A 17,700-nucleotide genomic window follows, 5' to 3' on the forward strand; every position below is an offset into this window, starting at 1 on the left:
CTGGTCGCGTGAGACTACTGCCGACACGGCCAAAGGCTGACGGCATCTGGTAGAGGATTCCTCTAGAGTCGCGCGTTGCGCAACCGCGCCGCACCCGCGGCGATTCGCTCGTCGCTGGCGGTGAGCGACAGCCGAATGTGCTCTGAAAAGTGCTCTCCGTAGAAATAGCCAGGACCCGCAAGGATTCCCAGCTCGGCGAGGCGCGCCATGCTCTCCCAGGCGTCGCGACCCTCGGTCGCCCACAGGTAAAGGCCCGCTTCGCTCGAGTCGATGCGGAACCCCGCGCGTTCCACCGCTGGCTTCAATAGCTCGCGCCGCGTGCGATAGAGGCTCTTTTGGTGAACGACATGCGCATCGTCGCCCAGCGCAGCCACCATCGCTGCTTGAACGGGCGCGGGCAGCATTAGCCCGAGGTGCTTGCGCGCGGTGGTCAATCGAGCGACGAGATCTGAATCACCAGCCAAGAATGCTGCTCGATAGCCAGCCAAGTTTGATTGCTTGCTCAGCGAGTAGACCGCGAGCATCCCCGCAAGTTGGCCGCCGGTAGCGCCAGGGTCTAGCACCGAGGGAATCGGCATCGCATCCCACGGCTCATCCCAACCGAGCTCGGCGTAGCACTCGTCTGACGCCAGCACGGCGCCCAGCTCGCGGGCTCGTTCAACCGCGACTCGAAGTTCTTCCACCGTGAGCACACCACCATTGGGATTGCCCGGTGAGTTGACCCAGATCAGCCGCGCGCCTTCTGGCCATTGTGCGGGGTCGTCGGCGGCCACGGGGGTTGCGCCGACGAGCCTCGCGCCGACTTCGTAGGTGGGGTATGCGGCGCGCGGATGAACGACGACGTCGCCGGGGCCGAGCCCCAGCAACAGCGGCAAGAGTGCAACAAGCTCTTTAGAGCCAACCGTGGGGAGCACATTCTCGGCACTCAGGCCGTGCACTCCGCGCCGCCGGGCGAACCACGCCGCGATCGCCTCACGCAATGCGGGCGTGCCAACCGTCTGCGGATAGGCATGCGCGTCCGTCGCTCGCGACAAGGCGGCCGCTACGACCTCCGGGGTCGCGTCGACGGGCGATCCGATCGAGAGATCCACGATTCCGTCAGCATGCTCGCGGGCGCGAGCGGCGTACGGTGCAACGGCATCCCAAGGGTAATCGGCGAGGTCGGCGACACCCATCTCAGCGCACTCGCGGGGTAACTGCAGTCACGACTCGTCTTGCGGCGGGAGGGCTTCGATCACGGGGTGATCCTTATGAATCACACCGACCTTGGCAGCGCCGCCGGGCGAGCCCACGTCATCGAAGAACTCGACATTGGCCTTGTAGTAGTCCTGCCATTCGTCGGGCAGATCATCTTCGTAGTAGATCGCCTCAACCGGGCACACCGGCTCACACGCGCCACAGTCCACGCACTCATCGGGGTGGATGTAGAGAGATCTGTCGCCTTCGTAGATGCAGTCCACCGGGCATTCGTCGATGCAGGCGCGGTCTTTTACATCGACACAGGGAAGAGCGATCACATACGTCACGGCTACAGTCTACGACTCTCTCGTCGCACGGACTCGCTCCGGCCACGCAATGACGACGGCAACAAGCAACGGCACGGTTATCGTCCAGACCACGCCCGCCGAGGTCTCGGGCACGATCACCGATCCACCGGGACCCGTTCCCGAGAAGATGAGGGTGGCGAGCATCATTCCCAGGCCGGTGCTCAGAGCAGCCCAGCGATCCATCGTGAGCAGACGGACTGCCGCAAGAAATGCCGCGCAGCCGATAATCGCCAGCACGAGGCCAAGCGGAAACCAGCCGAGAAAATACGTGTGCGCGATCGTGCCAGCGAGGCCATAAACGGCGCCCACGACAAACGCGATGAGCCAGGTACCGAGTCGTGCCAGGCGGAGGGAGCGCATGTATCGACTCTACTTGCCCGCACCCTGCTGACCTGACGAAAAAGCGCACGCAAAAGGTGGAATCAAGTCTCACACGATTTGAGCCTTCGTTTCATTACGGATAGATAACCGACCGCGCGGTTTGTTTCTTTTCCTGTTAGGTTCGCACCAATCGCAGCGGCGCGAGCCGAGGGGAAGCTATGACGCTTGGCGTACACAACATCGAAGTTGTCTATGAGGACGTGATGCTCGTCGTCAAAGGCGCGAGCATGAAAGTGCCTCGAGACGGCATCGTCGCATTGCTCGGTGCCAATGGCGCTGGCAAGACATCGCTCCTGCGCGCGATGACAGGGCTACTCGACGTGCATCGTGGCCGCATCACTCGCGGCCATGTCTCGATCGACGAAACGCCTCTCGACACGCGGCGCGCCCCCAACGTCGTGAAGGCTGGCGTCAGCCAGGTGATGGAGGGGCGACGCGTCTTCGTAGAGTTCACGGTGGAAGAGAACCTTCGCGTTGGTGCATACACGCGAAGCCGCACCGACATCGCCGCGAAGCTTGACCGGATTTATGGCATGTTTCCGATTCTCGGGAAACGCCGTAGCCAACGTGCCGGCTATCTGTCAGGCGGCGAGCAGCAGATGCTTGCGATCGGACGAGCGCTGATGGCTGAGCCTTCGTACATACTGCTCGACGAGCCGAGCCTCGGCCTTGCGCCCCAGATCGTCGAACAGATCCGCGACCTGATCGTCGGCATCCGCGATTCAGGCACGGGCGTGCTGCTGGTCGAGCAAAACGCTGCAATGGCGTTGTCGATCGCTGACCACGGGTATGTCATGGAGAACGGGAAGATTGTGATGGATGCCCCCGCGCAGGCGCTGCGCGACGACGACGACATTCGCGAGTTCTATTTGGGCACCGGTGCGGCGGGCGCCAGTCTGCGAGATGTCAAACACTACAAGCGGCGGAAGCGGTGGCTCTCGTGAGCCTGCTCGAGGTATCTGAGCTCACTCTTCGCTTCGGCGGCGCGACCACTCTCGATGCCGTTTCCTTCGACGTGAACGAAGGCGAGCTCTTCGCCATCATCGGTCCCAACGGGGCGGGCAAGACCTCGACCTTCAACTGCATCTCTGGCGTCTATCGGCCGCAGGGCGGTGCGATCACCCTGAACGGCGACAGCTTGCTCGGGCTCGCACCCGACGTGATCGCGGGGCGCGGGATCGCGCGCAGCTTTCAGAACGTCGAGCTGTTCGACAATCTGTCGGTGCTCGACAACCTCATGCTCGGTCGCCATCAAGCATCGAGCTACGGCTGGCTCGAGGGGATGATCTGGCTCGGGCGTTCGCGCAGTCAAGAACTGGCCGCGCGCCGGCGCATCGAAGACCTCATCGACTTTCTCGATCTCGCGAGTGTGCGCCATCTGCCGGTCGGCATATTGCCATACGGAATCCGCAAGCGAGTAGAGCTCGGGCGCGCCCTGGCAATGGAGCCGAAGCTGCTCTTGCTGGATGAGCCCGTCGCCGGCATGAACTCGGAAGAGACCGAAGACATGGCACGGTTCATTCTCGACATCCGCAGCGAGCTGGGCACCTCGATGATCATGGTCGAGCACGACATGCGCCTCGTGATGGATCTCGCAGACCGTGTGATGGTCATCGATTTCGGTCGCCGTATCGCTCTCGGCACGCCGGAGGCTGTGCAGAAGAATCCCGCCGTCATTGCCGCCTACCTTGGCGGGGCATCGGAAGATCTGGCCGAGAACGTCATCGACACCGGGGCGGTCGACCCGGAAGCAGACAGCCTCTCGCGACAGGGAGCACCATGAGCATGGTCGCCGAAACCTCTTCTGCGGAGCCGCGGGTCACCTACCTTCCGCGCCTATTGACCGAGGCTGCCAGCACGATCCCACACCACACCGCTCTGCGCGTGAAGAAGGCTGGTATCTGGCAGGACATCACATGGTCTGACTACCGCGATGCCGTCGAGAGCATCGCGTTCGGACTCGCCGACCTCGGTGTCGGCGAAGGAGACCGCGTCGCGATTCAGTCTGAGAACCGTCCCGAATGGCTATTCGCTGATGTGGCGGCAGCAGCCCTTCGCGCGGTGATTGTCGGTTTCTATCCCACCAACCCAGTTGCCGAAGTCACTTACCTTCTGCAAGACAGCGGTGCGCGCGTGCTTGTGGCAGAGGATCAAGAGCAAGTCGACAAGGCTCTCGCTGCCGAAGCGGAGTGCCCGAGCCTGGAGTGGATTGTCTACCTCGACGGGCGCGGACTCGCCACCTATGAACACCCGAAACTGCTCTCAATCGACGCCCTGATCGCCCGTGGCGACTCCAGGCGCGCGGCCCAACCGCAACTGCTCAAAGAAGCTGATGCACTGCGCACACCCGACGACATCGCGACGCTCATCTACACCTCGGGAACCACCGGCCCACCCAAAGGTGCAATGTTGACAGCACGCAACATATCGTTCGCGAGCTACGTCTTCACCCTCGACGGCGGCTTGCTGGGCAAACAGATCGGGCCAGACGACACGCTGCTGTCGTACCTGCCGCTCTCGCACGTCGTGGAGCGGGGCATCTCGGTGTGGGCGAATCTGCGTGCACACACGGTGGTGCATTTCGCGGAGTCCATCGACACGGTCACCGCAGACCTTGCCGAAGTGCAGCCGACTGTGCTGTTTGCCGTGCCGCGCATCTGGGAGAAGATCCAGTCGGCCGTCGCGATTCGCATGGCCAACGCCAGCCGTGCAAAACGCGCGGTCTACTCGATCGGCGCCCGGTGGAGCCAAACGATCGCCAATGATCGCATGGCCAACTCAGGCGCCTTCACCTGGCGCGCGCGCGTGCGCTACGCCGTCGGCTACTGGCCGCTCTATCGGCCGCTGCGCAAACGACTCGGGCTGCTGCGTGTTCGACACGCGATCTCGGGCGCTGCCCCGATCGCTCCCGACGTGCTCAGCTTTTTCCTCGGTCTCGGCGTTCCTCTCTTCGAGGCCTACGGCATGACCGAGAACGCTGCCGTCGCCACCTCGAATTTCGCGGGTCGCATGCGCGTGGGCACCGTCGGTGAAGCCCAACCGCATACGGAGGTGCGGCTAGATGAGCAGTCGGGCGAGATTCTCACCCGTCACCCTGGCACCTTCGCCGGATACTGGGGACGGCCCGATGCGACCGCCGAAACCATCGATGTGGATGGCTGGTTGCACACCGGTGACGTGGGCGAATGGGTCGACGGCACGCACTTGCGCGTCGTTGATCGCATCAAAGACATCATCATCACCGCTGGGGGAAAGAACATTGCCCCCAGCGAAATAGAGAACGCCCTCAAGTCTTCGCCGTACATCAAAGAAGCGGTCGTCATTGGCGATCGCAGGCCGTATCTGGCCGCGCTGATCGGCATCGAGTACGACTCCGTCGCCGACTGGGCCTCACGGCGCCGGCTGGAGTTCACCACCTATCGCGATCTGTCGAGCAAGCCCGAAGTGGTCGCGCTCATCGCCGGAGTGATACGCGAAGCGAACAAGAAGCTCGCACGTGTTGAAGCAGTGCGCAAGTTTCGGATGCTGACCAAAGAACTCGACCACGAAGACGGCGAACTCACCGCCACGCAGAAGCTCAAACGTCAAGCCTTTGCGAAGACCGTCCCCCACTTGGTCGACGACATGTACGCAGATTCCAGTGCCTACCCCGGCGGCGACCTAGGGAGAAACGGATGAATACGCTGCTCTCCTCGTTGGCTACCGGCCTCGGACAGGGCGCTGTCTACGCGCTCATCGCGGTCAGTTTCGTGATTATCTACCGCGCCACAGGCGTGTTGAACTTCGCACAACCCGCGCTTCTCATCCTCGGCACCTTCGCCACGAGCGTGTTCGCAACACAGATGGGCGTGCCGTTCTTCGTGGCCGTACCGATCGCGATGCTGGTGGTCGCTGCGCTCTCGGCTGGAATCGAGCGCGTCGCAATCCGTCCGATGGTCGGTCGCCCCGCGTTCTCTGCGGCCATCGTGACCGTGGGCCTGTTCATCGTGCTGTTGGTCGTTGCCTTCCGGCTTTTCGATTCGAAGCCGCGCACCGTCGGTGACCCGTGGCAACTCAGTTCGGTATGCATTGGGGGCGAGACAACCGAGTCGTTCGGGGTCACCGGGTGCACCGGAGGCGTGCAGATCTACGAGAACGCCATCGCTCGCTTCGTGATCTCGTTGGTCGTCATCGGGGTGCTCGGATGGTGGCTCACCCGTTCCCGCATCGGGTTGGCGATGCGTGCAACCTCGCTTAACCAAGAGACGGCGCTCGCACAGGGCATTTCGGTGGGGCGCATGTTCTCGATCTCGTGGGCGATCGGAGGCGGATTGGCCGCTCTCGCGGGCGCACTGCTCGCCGCCAACGGATCAGTCGTGCAGGCCACCGACGCTCTGTTCGCCCTCGTTGCCTTGCCCGCAATCATCTTGGGCGGCATCGACTCGTTGAAGGGAGCGGTCGTTGGTGGCCTCATCGTTGGGCTCGCCATGGCGTTGACCAAGACCTACCAGCCGATGTTCGCCCCCTGGCTCGGCACCAACTTCGACAATGTGGTGCCGTACCTGATCATGATCGTGGTGCTGCTCGTCAGACCGTACGGCATCTATGGCACGAAGGAGGTGCAGCGAGTATGACCTTCCACGACTCACTCGCCGCGGCGTCGCATCGCCTCACCGGCTCCTCCACCCGCCTCGACTTCGAAAGCTCACGCGGCAAAGTAGCTCCGCGGGTGCGCCGCGGCCGGCCGACGCTTTACACGAGCTACGCCTCCGACCAAGGCCTGCTCAACACACCGGCCAAGCGATTCTGGACTGCGGTGCTCCTCGTGATCGCCCTGGCAGCACCGTTCATGATCGCGGCCGATCTGATCTACCTGCTCACGCTCGCGGTCGTCTACGCCATCGGCGGCATCGGTTTGAACCTGCTGACCGGGTATGCCGGACAGGTATCACTGGGACACGCGTTCTTCTTGGGAGTGGGCGCCTATACGGCTGCGGTGTTGGGCGGCGCCCCTGGAACGACAACGTGGGGACTTCAGCTCGACCTTGCGATCGTGTTGCCCGCAGCCGCGATCGTCACGGGCCTGATCGGTGCAGTGGTGGCGCCGCTCGCTACGCGAGTGCGTGGCCTTTACCTCGCGGTGCTCACCCTCGGACTGCTGATTCTGGGCGAGCACCTTTTCAAGATCATGACGCCGGTGACGGGTGGCCAAGGCGTCGGTCGGGGCGTTGCCGAGCGCCAGCTCTTCGGCGTCGATCTCGATGCCACCTACGCCCTCGGGCCGTTGCTGCTGACTCCGGCGGTTTCGCTGTACCTGCTTGCGCTCGTACTGCTGATCGTGCTGGGGGTTGCGGCACGCAACCTCATGCGCGGGAGATATGGACGGGCGTTCGCGGCGGTGCGCGATCGCGATATCGCTGCCGAGATCATGGGAGTGAACCTGCTTCGCACCAAGACGCTCGCGTTCACGCTCTCATCCGCGTACGCCGGTGTGTCCGGTGCCCTGTTCTCGATCCTGGTGGGACGCATTGCCCCAGAGCAATGGAATCTCTTCTTGTCGATCGATTTTCTCGCGGTGGTCGTGATCGGGGGGATCGCGACCATCTCGGGCACGATAATCGGCGCGGCTTTTGTCGTGCTCGTCCCCCGCCTGCTTGAAGAACTGACCTCGATCATCCCTTGGATCACCGTCTCGGGGGGCGGCGTGGTCAACGTGTTCCAGCTGCAGACCATCGTGTTTGGTGTGCTCATCATCTTGTTCATCACTCTGGAACCGCGTGGTCTGTTCGGCCTTTGGATTCGGGTGCGCAACTACTTCAAGGCTTGGCCGTTCTCGTATTAGCGAGTTTCTTGCTAGTCACAACCGAATACCGATCACAACACAAAGGAGCACAGCATGACCAAGCGTCAAAGAAGCCGCGCGGCGCTCGCCCTCGTCGCGGCGGGCGTTCTCACTCTCTCTGCCTGCACACAGGTGACACCCGACGATGGATCAAGTGGTGACGCAGACAGCGTCTCAGATGGAACCATCACTACGGGGGCGGGAATCACCGAAGAGGCGTGCCCAGACGGCGTGAACGCCGACAATGGCTGCATCTATCTGGGCGTCCTCTCCGACCTCACCGAGGGCCCTTTCGCAGCCCTCGCCGTGCCGATCACCGACGCGCAGCGCGCATTCTGGGCGCAGGTCAACGCGGACGGCGGTATCGGAGGCTACGACATCGACATCGACACCTATACGCGCGATACGAAGTACCAGGCTGCGGAGCATGCGGCGCAGTACCAGCAGATTGCTGCCGGCGTACTGGGCATCGCACAGTCACTCGGCACCGTGAACACCGAGGCGGTGCTGCCAGATATGGTCGAGCGCAGCCTCGTCACCGTGCCCACGTCGTGGTGGTCGGGCTACGCCTTCGAAGAGAACGACAGCGGCATCATTCTCGAGACCGGCTACTCGTACTGCACTGAAGCGCTGGTGGGACTGGACTGGTTCGCCGAAGAGAACGGCTCGCCTGCCACCGTGCAGGCGGTTGGGTACCCCGGCGACTACGGCGGCGACTCAGCTGAGGGCGTCAACCGGTGGGCTGAAGTGAACGGCGCAACAGCGCTCGACCCGATCGGCACCGGACCGAACCAGGTTGTCGGCAACCAAGACGCCGTAGTGGCTGCGGTGCTCGACGGTGGCGCCGATGTCGTTGTGTTGGCTGTCGGCCCCGCCGAAACTGCCGAGATTGTCGGCAAGCTCGCTGCCAGTGGTTTCTCAGGTCGCTTCCTCGGGGCGCTCCCGACGTGGAATCCTGCGTTGCTCGAATCGGCTGCGGCTCCCGCGCTCGAAGCGCTCTATAACCATCTCACCCCCTATGAGAACTGGGATGGTTCGAGTGCATCGATCGAGGCCGCAAAGGCATCACTGAATGGCGAACTGCCGGCGAACGGTGGTTACATCATCGGCTGGGGAATCGGCTACCCGATGAAGGCAGCTCTCGAAACAGCCGCCGACGCTGGCGATCTCACCCCCGAGGGACTCGCTTCGGTGATCGACGGCCTCACCGTCGACTTCGATGGCCTCATGCAGCCTCACACGTACGGTGGCGACCCACAGTCGAACGCGAATCAGGCGGTGAACGTCGGCGTGCCCGACCCTGATGTCGAACTTGGGCTTCGCACGATCGCGAGCTTCTATGAGGGAACCTCCTTCGACGAGACGGACTACTCGGCCGCGTGCGTCGCATCTAGTTGAGCCATGACAACGGGGATGTTCCGAAAGGAGCATCCCCGTTGTCATGCACTCACCCGTGGCGATCCATTCACGCTGCCCATCCCCATAGGCGCAACAGGGCGGCGGTGACAGCTGCAGCGGCGACCACCACCAAGAACGGTGCACGCAACAGCAGCAGACCAGCCGCAACGAGAACCGCGGGCAAGCGCGCATCAAGCACGATCGCCTGACCGCTCCCCAGCGTCTGCACTGCGACCAGCGCTGAGAGAAGTGCCACCGTCAGCAGATCAGAGATTCGGGCGGGTCGCGGCGCGTCGAGCCAGCGCGCGGGAACAAGGTACCCCAGCGCTTTGAGCGCAACACAGATGATGGATGCGACAAGAATTCCGTCCCACATGGTCATGGCAGACCCCCTCGTTCCGCCACGTCATCTGGCTCGTCCCATGGCGCCGCGTTCGCGGCGCCGGAATCGAACAGGTTTGCCCATCCGACCACGATCGCCACGATCGCAGCGATCAACACGGGCATGCCCGGCATGACGAACGGCGTCACGACGGTGGCCACGACGGCGGCAGCGATTCCTACGATGATCGGCTGCCGATGCTTCAGCCGCGGCCATAGCAGCGCGAGGAACGCGGCGGCAGCGGCAGCATCCAACCCATATGCACGTGGATCTCCGAGAACGTCCCCTAGCAGCGCACCGGCCAGTGTGGAGAGGTTCCAACCGATGTAGATTCCGACGCCAGTGACCCAGAATCCGATCTGGCGGGCGTGACCCGTGCGTTGCGCGAGAGACACCGCAACCGACTCGTCGATTGTGAACTGCACGGCCATCGCGCGACGCCACACTCCCCCGCCGACGATCGGCGCCATTCGCATTGAGTAGGCGACATTTCTCACGCCAAGCAACGCGGCTGAGGCGATCGCCGCGGGAATTGCGGCTATTCCCCCGGCCGCGACAACCCCGACAAAGGCGAACTGAGAGCCGCCGGTGAACATCAGCAGGCTGAGCACACATGTCTGCCACACATCAAGTCCTGCGGCGACACCCAACGCCCCGAAAGAAATTCCATAGAGACTGGTCGCGAACGCCACGCCGGCACCCGCACGCGCCGCGCGGCGAGCCTCGCCAGGCGTATGCGCATGATCAAAGCGCGGTTCGAGGTTCACTTGTCGATGTTATCTGCGCAGCGTCTCTCGCGTTGCGGCCAGCGCTGGCTTTTCCCCCGCGCAACAAAGACAAAGCGGGCGGGCACCCTCAGGTGCCCGCCCGCTTTGATCAGATCACGCGTTGGCGTCTTGCTTCTTCAAACGTGCGGTGTTGCGCGCGCGCTCGTTGGCGTCGAGACTCACCTTGCGGATGCGCACGACCTCGGGAGTCACTTCAACGCATTCGTCGTCGCGAGCGAACTCAAGGCTCTCTTCAAGAGTCAGCAGGCGCGGAGGCGTCATCGACTCGAATGTGTCAGAGCTGGCTGCACGCATGTTGGTGAGCTTCTTCTCTTTGGTGATGTTCACGTCCATGTCGTCGGCACGTGAGTTCTCACCGATGACCATTCCCTCGTAGACCTCTTGCGTCGGCTGAACGAAGAACGACATGCGCTCCTGGAGTGCGATCATGGCAAACGGCGTGACAACGCCCATGCGGTCAGCAACGATCGACCCGTTCTGACGGGTCACGATGTGACCAGCCCAGGGCTCGTAGCCGTGTGAGATCGCGTTCGCGATCCCCGTGCCTCGCGTGGTGGTCAAGAACTCGGTGCGGAAGCCGATGAGACCGCGTGACGGAACGATGAACTCCATGCGCACCCAACCGGTGCCGTGGTTGGTCATGTTGTCCATGCGGCCCTTGCGCGCAGCCATGAGCTGCGTGATCGCCCCGAGGTACTCCTCGGGGGCGTCGATGGTCAGGTGCTCGAACGGCTCGTGCGTCTTGCCGTCGATCTTCTTGGTGACCACCTGGGGCTTGCCCACTGTCAGCTCGAAGCCCTCCCGGCGCATGTTCTCGACGAGGATGGCGAGAGCCAGCTCGCCGCGTCCTTGAACTTCCCACGCGTCTGGGCGGCCGATGTCGACAACCTTCAGCGAGACGTTGCCGATGAGCTCGCGGTCGAGGCGGTCCTTCACCATGCGAGCGGTGAGCTTGTGGCCCTTGACCTTGCCCATCAACGGCGAGGTGTTCGTGCCGATGGTCATCGAGATGGCGGGGTCGTCGACCGTGATCGCCTTCAATGGCCGCACATCTTCTGGGTCGGCGATGGTTTCACCGATCGTGATGTCTTCAAAACCTGCGATGGCGACGATGTCGCCGGGGCCCGCCGTCTCGGCAGGATAGCGCTCGAGCGCACGGGTCTTGAGAAGCTCGGTGATACGAGCGTTGCTCGTGGTGCCGTCAGCACGCACCCAGGCAACCGTCTGCCCCTTCTTGAGCGTGCCATTGAACACGCGCAACAGAGCGAGTCGACCGAGGAACGGGCTGGAGTCGAGGTTGGTGACCCAGGCCTGCAGCGGCGCTTCGTCGTCGTACTCGGGTGCCGGTACGTGCTTCAGGATCGCCTCGAACAGCGGCTCGAGGTCGTCATTGTCAGGGAGCGCGCCATTGTCGGGACGGGTGAGGGATGCTGCCCCCGCACGACCACTCGCGTACACCACAGGAACGTCGAGAAGAGCGTCGACGTCGAGGTCGGGCACATCGTCGACGAGGTCGGAAGCAAGACCGAGAAGCAGGTCGTGTGCTTCCTCTTCAACTTCGGCGATGCGCGCGTCAGGACGATCGGTCTTGTTGACGAGAAGAATAACCGGCAGTTTGGCCTCAAGCGCTTTGCGCAGCACAAAGCGCGTCTGCGGAAGTGGGCCCTCGCTGGCGTCGACGAGTAGAACGACACCGTCAACCATCGACAGGCCACGTTCAACCTCACCACCGAAGTCCGCGTGGCCGGGAGTGTCGATCACGTTGATGGTGACAGCCTGACCATCGGGTGCGTGCAACCCGCTGTAGCTGATCGCGGTGTTCTTCGCGAGGATCGTGATGCCCTTTTCGCGTTCTAGATCGTTCGAGTCCATCGCGCGTTCTTCAACGTGCGAGTGCTCGCCGAAAGAGCCGGTCTGGCGGAGCATGGCATCGACCAATGTGGTCTTGCCGTGGTCAACGTGGGCAACGATCGCGACGTTTCGCAGGTCTGAGCGGAAGGCGTGCGCCATGAAGGATTCCTTGCAAGATGTGGGAGGTAGCCGGGATGCCGGCATGACCAGCCTATCGCAGGAGACCGAAAGCGACCTGAGGGCCCGTTTCAGGGCGCTCAGATCGCTTTCGAGCAGGTTGCTTCTCTCGCCTGCCGCTAGCTCGCGGTGCGCCCCAACAGCGCCGCCCGCGCAAGGCGACGCTCACGCTGTTCGGCAGGGTCGGGCACGGGAACCGCGGCGATGAGGCGCTTGGTGTAGTCATTCTGCGGGTTGCGCAGAATCTGCTCCTTCGAGCCCTGCTCAACGATCTTGCCGTGCTGCATCACCGCAATGCGGTCTGCCAGCAGATCCACGACAGCCAGGTCGTGAGTGACGAACAAGGTTGCGAACTGTTTCTCCTTCTGGATGTTCTGCAGCAGCTCAAGCACACGGGCCTGAACCGAGACGTCCAACGCGCTCGTCGGTTCGTCTGCCACGAGCACTACAGGGTCAAGTGCAAGCGCCCGAGCGATGCCGATGCGCTGACGCTGGCCCCCAGAGAGTTCGTGCGGGTAGCGATTGCGAAAGTCACGCGGCAACTCGACAAGGTCAAGCAGGTCTTCTACCCGCTTCGAGATCTCTTTGCGATCGCGTCCGGCAAGCTCGAGAGGCTCCCCGATCGACTCGCCGACCGGCCAACGCGGATTGAGCGACGAGCCCGGGTCTTGGAAGACGATGCCGATCTTGCGACGCACGGCGCGCAACTGCTTGGCATCCACCCCGATCATGTCTTGCCCTGCGACTCGCAAGGTGCCTTCTTTCGGCGCCACGAGGCCGACGACTGCCCTGGCGATGGTGGTCTTCCCCGACCCGGACTCGCCCACCAGGCCCATCACTTCGCCCGGCTGGATCGACAGGGATGCTTCGCTGACGGCGAGGAAGGCCGGAACACGGCCGCGCTTGGGGTACTCGATGGAGACGTTCTCCAGGTGAAGAGCCGCCGTCGAGTCTTCACGAATGCCGTGCACGTCGGAGGTTGCCTCCCCCAATCCGAGGTGGGGAACCGATGCCATAAGCGCCTGAGTGTAGGGATGCGACGGCGCGGCGAACAGATCGGTCGCCGTGGCATGCTCCACCACCGCGCCATCTTTCATGACCATCACGTCGTCGGCCATATCGGCGACCACACCCATGTCGTGGGTGATGAGAATGATCGCCGAATCGAGCTTCTGGTGCAGGTTGCGAAGCAGATCGAGAATCTCAGCCTGCACCGTGACGTCAAGCGCCGTGGTCGGCTCGTCGGCGACGAGAACTCGCGGGTCTAGGGCAATCGACTGCGCGATCATGGCACGCTGTCGCTGCCCACCCGACAACTGGTGCGGGTAGGAGTTGTAGGCCTTCTCGGGGTCGGGCATCTCTACCAGACCGAGCAGCTCGATCGCGCGTGCCTTGGCGAGCTTTCGAGTCATGTTCGAGCGGTGGGTGAGCACCGTCTCGGCAATCTGAAAACCGATCGTGTAGACCGGGTTCAATGCCGTCATCGGCTCTTGGAAGATCGCCGAGATACCCTCACCGCGCACCTTGCGCAGGGATTCGATCGGGGCGTTGATCAGTTCGCGCCCCGACAGCTTTGCGCTACCTGTTACTCGGGCGTTTTTGGGCAAGAGTCCCATGATGGCCATAGAGCTGGTGCTCTTGCCCGAACCCGACTCGCCCACAATGGCGAGCACTTTTCCTGGCATCAGGTCGTAGGTGACATGTTTCGCAGCGGCTGCCCAGCGATCGCCGACCCAGAACTCGACGCCTAGGTTGCTGACTGAAAGCACGGGCTCACCCGGCTTCGGTGCGTGAGAGACGACGGATGCGTCTTTACTCGTACTCATCGTGTGGTCCCTCGTGTCAGGATTGTCGAATGTCCCAGCCGGTTGTCTTCCGTCCACGCGGCGGGGTAATACTCGCGATCATCGCGATGGCCGTGTGCGCTGCCGCGCTGATCTTCATTGTGCTCACCGAAGATCTGACCGCGCTGCTTCGATGGGGCTGGCCCATCGTTCTGCTGGCCTGGAGCGCCTGGCTGTTCTACATTCAGCCAGCTGTCACGGTCACCGACGGTTTCGTTGAAGTTCGCAACCTGGTTCGCACCCATCGGGTGCCCTGGGGTGATCTCGACATCGTCGATACTCGATTCGCCCTCACCCTGGTGACCAAAGACCGACGCAAGATCCAGGCTTGGGCGGCGCCGGCTCCGGGCGCCCGCCAGGCGCTGTCCACGCGACGCGAAGAAGTATCGCTCACTCCCGGCGAGGGAGATTCGCGGCGTCCTTCCGATTCGGAGACGAGCTTCTCGGGCGGAGCTGCCGCTCTTGTGCGCAGGCACCTCGCCGCCTACCAGCAAGCAGGCGGTGCCACGCTTGGCGGCGGAACCACGACGAGCTGGCACGTTGTCACACTTATCGTGAGTGCGGTTCTCGTCGCTGCGACGTTGCTGAGCTTGTTCGCACCTCACGGCTGATCACCCTTAGCGCCGGGGTCTCCCCTATCGGGCCCCTCGACGGTCCCGCGTTCTGCGGGGTCCTCGTAGGCTGCCGCTTCGTCCGTCGACTCACTGAACATCGCGCGCGGCAGGTCTGGGTCTTCCTCAGACGTTTCCATCTCAACCATCTGCACGGCCTGGATCGACGGGATGGCGGCGACAGTCTTGGCTGCCTTGCGGCCCACCTTGCCCTGCTGGCGAGGGTCGAACGCATCGCGCAAGCCGTCACCGATGAAGTTGATGCACAACGCGAGAGTCACAATGAACAAACCCGGCCACCAGAACAACCAGGGTCGCGTGCGGAATGCTTCACGGTACTCGCTGATGATCTGGCCCAGTGAGATATCGGGATAGGTGATCCCGAACCCGATGAAGCTCAGCGCCGCTTCGATGAGCACTGCGGCGCTCATGAGCAACGTGGTGTTGACGATGATCACACCGACCGCGTTCGGCAGAATATGGCGGAAGATGATGCGCCCGCTGCCCGCGCCGGCGACGCGCGCAGCATCGACGAACTCTCGTTCTCGGAGTGCGAGAAAGTCACCTCGAACCAATCGCGCAAGGCCCGTCCAGCTCAGCAGGCCGAGGAAGATGCCGAAGACGATCGCATTGCCGCCGAAGAGCTTTCCGAAAATCGAGCCGATGACAATGATCGGAATGATGATGATCACGTCGGTGAAACGCATGAGCAGTGAATCGACCCAGCCGCGGTAGTAGCCCGACAGTGCGCCGATGACAACGCCCACGATCAGCGAGCCGATGCCGACGAGGAACATCACAGTGATGGACTGCTGAGTACCGCGCATCACCTGCGCGAACACATCTTTGCCGAGCGTGTCCTGGCCGAAGGGATGCTCACCCAAGCTCAATGGCCAGAGCGACAGCGTGGGCTGGCCGCCATTGATCACGGGGTAGGTCGTCCACCAGTTGAGGGGCCACCAGCCGGGAATACGGAAGCCGTCTACGGTGAGCGTGCCGTTGGGAAGCGCCTTCAGATTGCCTGTGCCGCCCACGACCGTTCCGACCGAGCTGAATGCCAGCACGATGACCAGGAAGAGCACGACCATCGCGATCAACGCGAACTTGTGTCGGAAGAAGCGGCGGCGCACCAGGGTTCCCTGGCTAAGGCCCGCAATCGCCTTCTGTTCGATGCTCTGCTCGTTGCCGCGGTCTTCCTGCGGCGCGTTCGTTGGTGTCGTGGTCATGTCAGTTCACCCGAATCCGGGGGTCAAGAGCGGAGTACAGCAGGTCGGCGATCAGGTTGAAGACCACGGCGAGAATTCCGGTGACAACGAAGAAGCCCATCACGAGGTTGACGTCGCCCGCATTCAGTCCGTCGACGAACAGCGCCCCCATTCCCTTCCAGGCGAAGATCGTCTCGGTGATCACCGCACCGCCGATCAGCGCTCCGATGTCGAAAGCAATGATCGTAGCGATCGGGATGAGCGCGTTTCTCATCGAGTGACGCATGATCACGGTGCGCTCGGTGAGCCCCTTGGCACGCGCTGTGCGCACATAATCCTGGTTCATCACCTCGAGGAGGCTAGAGCGTGCGTAGCGCGTGTACGCGGCGATCGAGACGAGCGCGAGCGCGATGGTCGGCAAGACGAGGTGGGCGAAGCCGTCAAGAATCTCAAACCACATGTCGCCCTGCAGACCGGGCGTCTGTGCGCCGATGGTGGCAATCACCCCGCTCTGCGGAATGCGGTCGACGTAGTCGGGATAGACGAGCATCACACGGTCGATGACGATGACGAAGAAAGTGATGAAACTCACGATGGCAGCGGTGCGCGCCGCTTCTTTGCGGCCATCACCGCCGATGAGCGCACCTACGCCGATACCGAGCCCGATGGCAGCAACGGCGAGGCCCAGGAGCATCCAGCCGGTTGGCACGTAGAAGAACAGGTACTGAAGCGGCACATACAGTGCGACCCAGATCGCGACAACGATCAGCGATGAATACAGCGCGCGCTTGTTCGCGAGGCCGGTAGACAGAGCCGTGATTCCTACGGCTGCTGCCACGCCGGTGATGATCACACCGACGATCGTGATCTGGGGGCGTGAGAACCAGTCCATGACGCCAAGGAGCCACAAGAGTCCGGCCGTTGCCACGAATGCCCCGGTGAACGAGATGAGTCGCTTCTTCGCGTTGCCGCCGATGATGCTCATCACGATCAAGCCCCAGACGGCACCGGTGATCAGAATCGCTGGCCATGTGATCACCGGATCGCTCAAGAACTCGTTGAACCGAATCGCGCCGTACTCCTTGAGGAGCACAGCCACCCAGAAGATCGGGAGCGAGTAGACGATGAAGGTGAGGAAAGTCACGGTGTAGTCGAAGCCGCTGTACTGGCGAAGAGCCGTCAGGATTCCGATCGTGAGACCGAAGAGGATGGCGACAATGGTTGCCGCTGTGACCAGCTGAATGGTCGATGCGGCTGCTGAGCCGAGCGCGTCGGTGACCGGCTGATAACTCCGGCTGAACGCCGCACCAAGATCACACTCGAGAACGCCCGGCACGAGGCACTTGGCCGCGCCGCCGAGCCAGACGAAGTATCGCAGCGGGATGGCGAGGTCCAGGCGCAGCTGCTCGGTGCGAAACGCGATGAGCTCGTCACGGTTCGGTGCGCTTGATCCTTTTAGATCCGCGAGGGGATCAGCGGTGATGGCCGTCAACGTGTACACGATGAACGAGGCAACGAGCAGGACCAGTACGGTCGCTCCTAGCCGCCTCAGGATGTAGGTCAGCACTGCCGACCTCCGTGCGAGGTTGTGAGGTTACTCATGGTTCGTTCCATTCGCGAGCGGTCTGCTCAAGCTACTACGTCAACGAGCGTACGGGTGCGTATGCGCGATGACGCGACTGTGGGCGCCGGGGG

At 62.8% G+C, this 17,700-nt stretch carries 16 protein-coding genes; 7 read left to right on the plus strand and 9 right to left on the minus strand.

Annotation, left to right across the window (positions count from 1 at the left end):
* Positions 1-62 precede the first annotated feature (62 nt).
* Genes dapC through WDU96_RS09575 form a run of 3 tightly spaced genes read right to left on the minus strand, consistent with a single transcriptional unit; the run spans position 63 to position 1,907 of the window.
* Complete coding sequence (gene dapC, locus WDU96_RS09565; RefSeq protein WP_337338251.1) at positions 63-1,175, minus strand: succinyldiaminopimelate transaminase; 1,113 nt, start codon at positions 1,173-1,175, stop codon at positions 63-65.
* Positions 1,176-1,202: 27 nt separating this feature from the next.
* The gene (fdxA, locus tag WDU96_RS09570; RefSeq protein WP_337338252.1) at positions 1,203-1,526 is read right to left on the minus strand and encodes a ferredoxin; all 324 of its coding nucleotides are present in this window, start codon (positions 1,524-1,526) and stop codon (positions 1,203-1,205) included.
* 9 nt (positions 1,527-1,535) lie between these two features.
* Entirely contained in the window at positions 1,536-1,907 is a 372-nt protein-coding gene (locus WDU96_RS09575) for a DUF6113 family protein (protein ID WP_337338253.1), read from the minus strand.
* A gap of 179 nt (positions 1,908-2,086) precedes the next feature.
* Here WDU96_RS09575 and WDU96_RS09580 point away from each other — a divergent pair, with 179 nt between their 5' ends.
* Genes WDU96_RS09580 through WDU96_RS09605 form a run of 6 tightly spaced genes read left to right on the plus strand, consistent with a single transcriptional unit; the run spans position 2,087 to position 9,147 of the window.
* The gene (locus WDU96_RS09580; RefSeq protein WP_337338254.1) at positions 2,087-2,872 is read left to right on the plus strand and encodes an ABC transporter ATP-binding protein; all 786 of its coding nucleotides are present in this window, start codon (positions 2,087-2,089) and stop codon (positions 2,870-2,872) included.
* Entirely contained in the window at positions 2,860-3,711 is an 852-nt protein-coding gene (locus tag WDU96_RS09585) for an ABC transporter ATP-binding protein (RefSeq protein WP_337338255.1), read from the plus strand. The genes WDU96_RS09580 and WDU96_RS09585 overlap by 13 nt, the downstream gene beginning before the upstream one ends.
* Positions 3,708-5,606, plus strand: a complete 1,899-nt coding sequence (locus tag WDU96_RS09590) for an AMP-dependent synthetase/ligase (RefSeq protein WP_337338256.1) — start codon at positions 3,708-3,710, stop codon at positions 5,604-5,606. The genes WDU96_RS09585 and WDU96_RS09590 overlap by 4 nt, the downstream gene beginning before the upstream one ends.
* Positions 5,603-6,541 (plus strand): branched-chain amino acid ABC transporter permease, encoded by a 939-nt coding sequence (locus WDU96_RS09595; protein WP_337338257.1) that lies wholly within the window; start codon positions 5,603-5,605, stop codon positions 6,539-6,541. The genes WDU96_RS09590 and WDU96_RS09595 overlap by 4 nt, the downstream gene beginning before the upstream one ends.
* Positions 6,538-7,749, plus strand: coding sequence for a branched-chain amino acid ABC transporter permease (locus tag WDU96_RS09600; protein ID WP_337338258.1), 1,212 nt, complete (start codon positions 6,538-6,540; stop codon positions 7,747-7,749). The genes WDU96_RS09595 and WDU96_RS09600 overlap by 4 nt, the downstream gene beginning before the upstream one ends.
* Positions 7,750-7,803: 54 nt before the next feature.
* Positions 7,804-9,147 carry an ABC transporter substrate-binding protein gene (locus tag WDU96_RS09605; RefSeq protein ID WP_337338259.1) on the plus strand — a complete coding sequence of 448 codons (1,344 nt, stop codon included), beginning with the start codon at positions 7,804-7,806 and terminating at the stop codon, positions 9,145-9,147.
* A 67-nt stretch (positions 9,148-9,214) separates the two neighbouring features.
* Here WDU96_RS09605 and WDU96_RS09610 read toward each other — a convergent pair whose 3' ends face one another.
* The 4 genes from WDU96_RS09610 to WDU96_RS09625 form a co-directional block, all read right to left on the minus strand.
* Complete coding sequence (locus tag WDU96_RS09610; RefSeq protein ID WP_337338260.1) at positions 9,215-9,529, minus strand: AzlD domain-containing protein; 315 nt, start codon at positions 9,527-9,529, stop codon at positions 9,215-9,217.
* Positions 9,526-10,296 (minus strand): AzlC family ABC transporter permease, encoded by a 771-nt coding sequence (locus WDU96_RS09615; RefSeq protein ID WP_337338261.1) that lies wholly within the window; start codon positions 10,294-10,296, stop codon positions 9,526-9,528. Before WDU96_RS09615 ends, WDU96_RS09610 begins: the two co-directional genes overlap by 4 nt.
* 114 nt (positions 10,297-10,410) lie before the next feature.
* Positions 10,411-12,327, minus strand: a complete 1,917-nt coding sequence (gene typA / locus WDU96_RS09620) for a translational GTPase TypA (RefSeq protein WP_337338262.1) — start codon at positions 12,325-12,327, stop codon at positions 10,411-10,413.
* 137 nt (positions 12,328-12,464) lie between these two features.
* Positions 12,465-14,171, minus strand: a complete 1,707-nt coding sequence (locus tag WDU96_RS09625) for an ABC transporter ATP-binding protein (RefSeq protein ID WP_337338263.1) — start codon at positions 14,169-14,171, stop codon at positions 12,465-12,467.
* Positions 14,172-14,200: 29 nt separating this feature from the next.
* Between WDU96_RS09625 and WDU96_RS09630 the strand changes: the two genes are divergently transcribed.
* Positions 14,201-14,800 (plus strand): PH domain-containing protein, encoded by a 600-nt coding sequence (locus tag WDU96_RS09630; RefSeq protein WP_337338264.1) that lies wholly within the window; start codon positions 14,201-14,203, stop codon positions 14,798-14,800.
* Here the strand turns inward: WDU96_RS09630 and WDU96_RS09635 are convergent.
* Positions 14,791-16,026 carry an ABC transporter permease gene (locus tag WDU96_RS09635; protein ID WP_337338265.1) on the minus strand — a complete coding sequence of 412 codons (1,236 nt, stop codon included), beginning with the start codon at positions 16,024-16,026 and terminating at the stop codon, positions 14,791-14,793. The two genes, WDU96_RS09630 and WDU96_RS09635, sit on opposite strands and share 10 nt — an antisense overlap.
* Position 16,027: 1 nt before the next feature.
* Positions 16,028-17,572: an ABC transporter permease gene (locus tag WDU96_RS09640; RefSeq protein WP_337338266.1), complete on the minus strand. Its 1,545-nt coding sequence runs from the start codon at positions 17,570-17,572 to the stop codon at positions 16,028-16,030.
* Between the last annotated feature and the right edge of the window lie 128 nt (positions 17,573-17,700).

The sequence above is a fragment of the Microbacterium marmarense genome (assembly GCF_037204165.1).
Classification (GTDB): domain Bacteria; phylum Actinomycetota; class Actinomycetes; order Actinomycetales; family Microbacteriaceae; genus Microbacterium; species Microbacterium marmarense.

Bases quoted from the DNA above. Each gene is read 5' to 3' on its own strand.
- dapC (WP_337338251.1), bottom strand. From the start codon at position 1,175: ATGGGTGTCGCCGACCTCGCCGATTACCCTTGGGATGCCGTTGCACCG.
- WDU96_RS09575 (WP_337338253.1), bottom strand. From the start codon at position 1,907: ATGCGCTCCCTCCGCCTGGCACGACTCGGTACCTGGCTCATCGCGTTT.
- WDU96_RS09580 (WP_337338254.1), top strand. From the start codon at position 2,087: ATGACGCTTGGCGTACACAACATCGAAGTTGTCTATGAGGACGTGATG.
- WDU96_RS09590 (WP_337338256.1), top strand. From the start codon at position 3,708: ATGAGCATGGTCGCCGAAACCTCTTCTGCGGAGCCGCGGGTCACCTAC.
- WDU96_RS09595 (WP_337338257.1), top strand. From the start codon at position 5,603: ATGAATACGCTGCTCTCCTCGTTGGCTACCGGCCTCGGACAGGGCGCT.
- WDU96_RS09600 (WP_337338258.1), top strand. From the start codon at position 6,538: ATGACCTTCCACGACTCACTCGCCGCGGCGTCGCATCGCCTCACCGGC.
- WDU96_RS09605 (WP_337338259.1), top strand. From the start codon at position 7,804: ATGACCAAGCGTCAAAGAAGCCGCGCGGCGCTCGCCCTCGTCGCGGCG.
- WDU96_RS09610 (WP_337338260.1), bottom strand. From the start codon at position 9,529: ATGACCATGTGGGACGGAATTCTTGTCGCATCCATCATCTGTGTTGCG.
- typA (WP_337338262.1), bottom strand. From the start codon at position 12,327: ATGGCGCACGCCTTCCGCTCAGACCTGCGAAACGTCGCGATCGTTGCC.
- WDU96_RS09625 (WP_337338263.1), bottom strand. From the start codon at position 14,171: ATGAGTACGAGTAAAGACGCATCCGTCGTCTCTCACGCACCGAAGCCG.
- WDU96_RS09630 (WP_337338264.1), top strand. From the start codon at position 14,201: ATGTCCCAGCCGGTTGTCTTCCGTCCACGCGGCGGGGTAATACTCGCG.
- WDU96_RS09635 (WP_337338265.1), bottom strand. From the start codon at position 16,026: ATGACCACGACACCAACGAACGCGCCGCAGGAAGACCGCGGCAACGAG.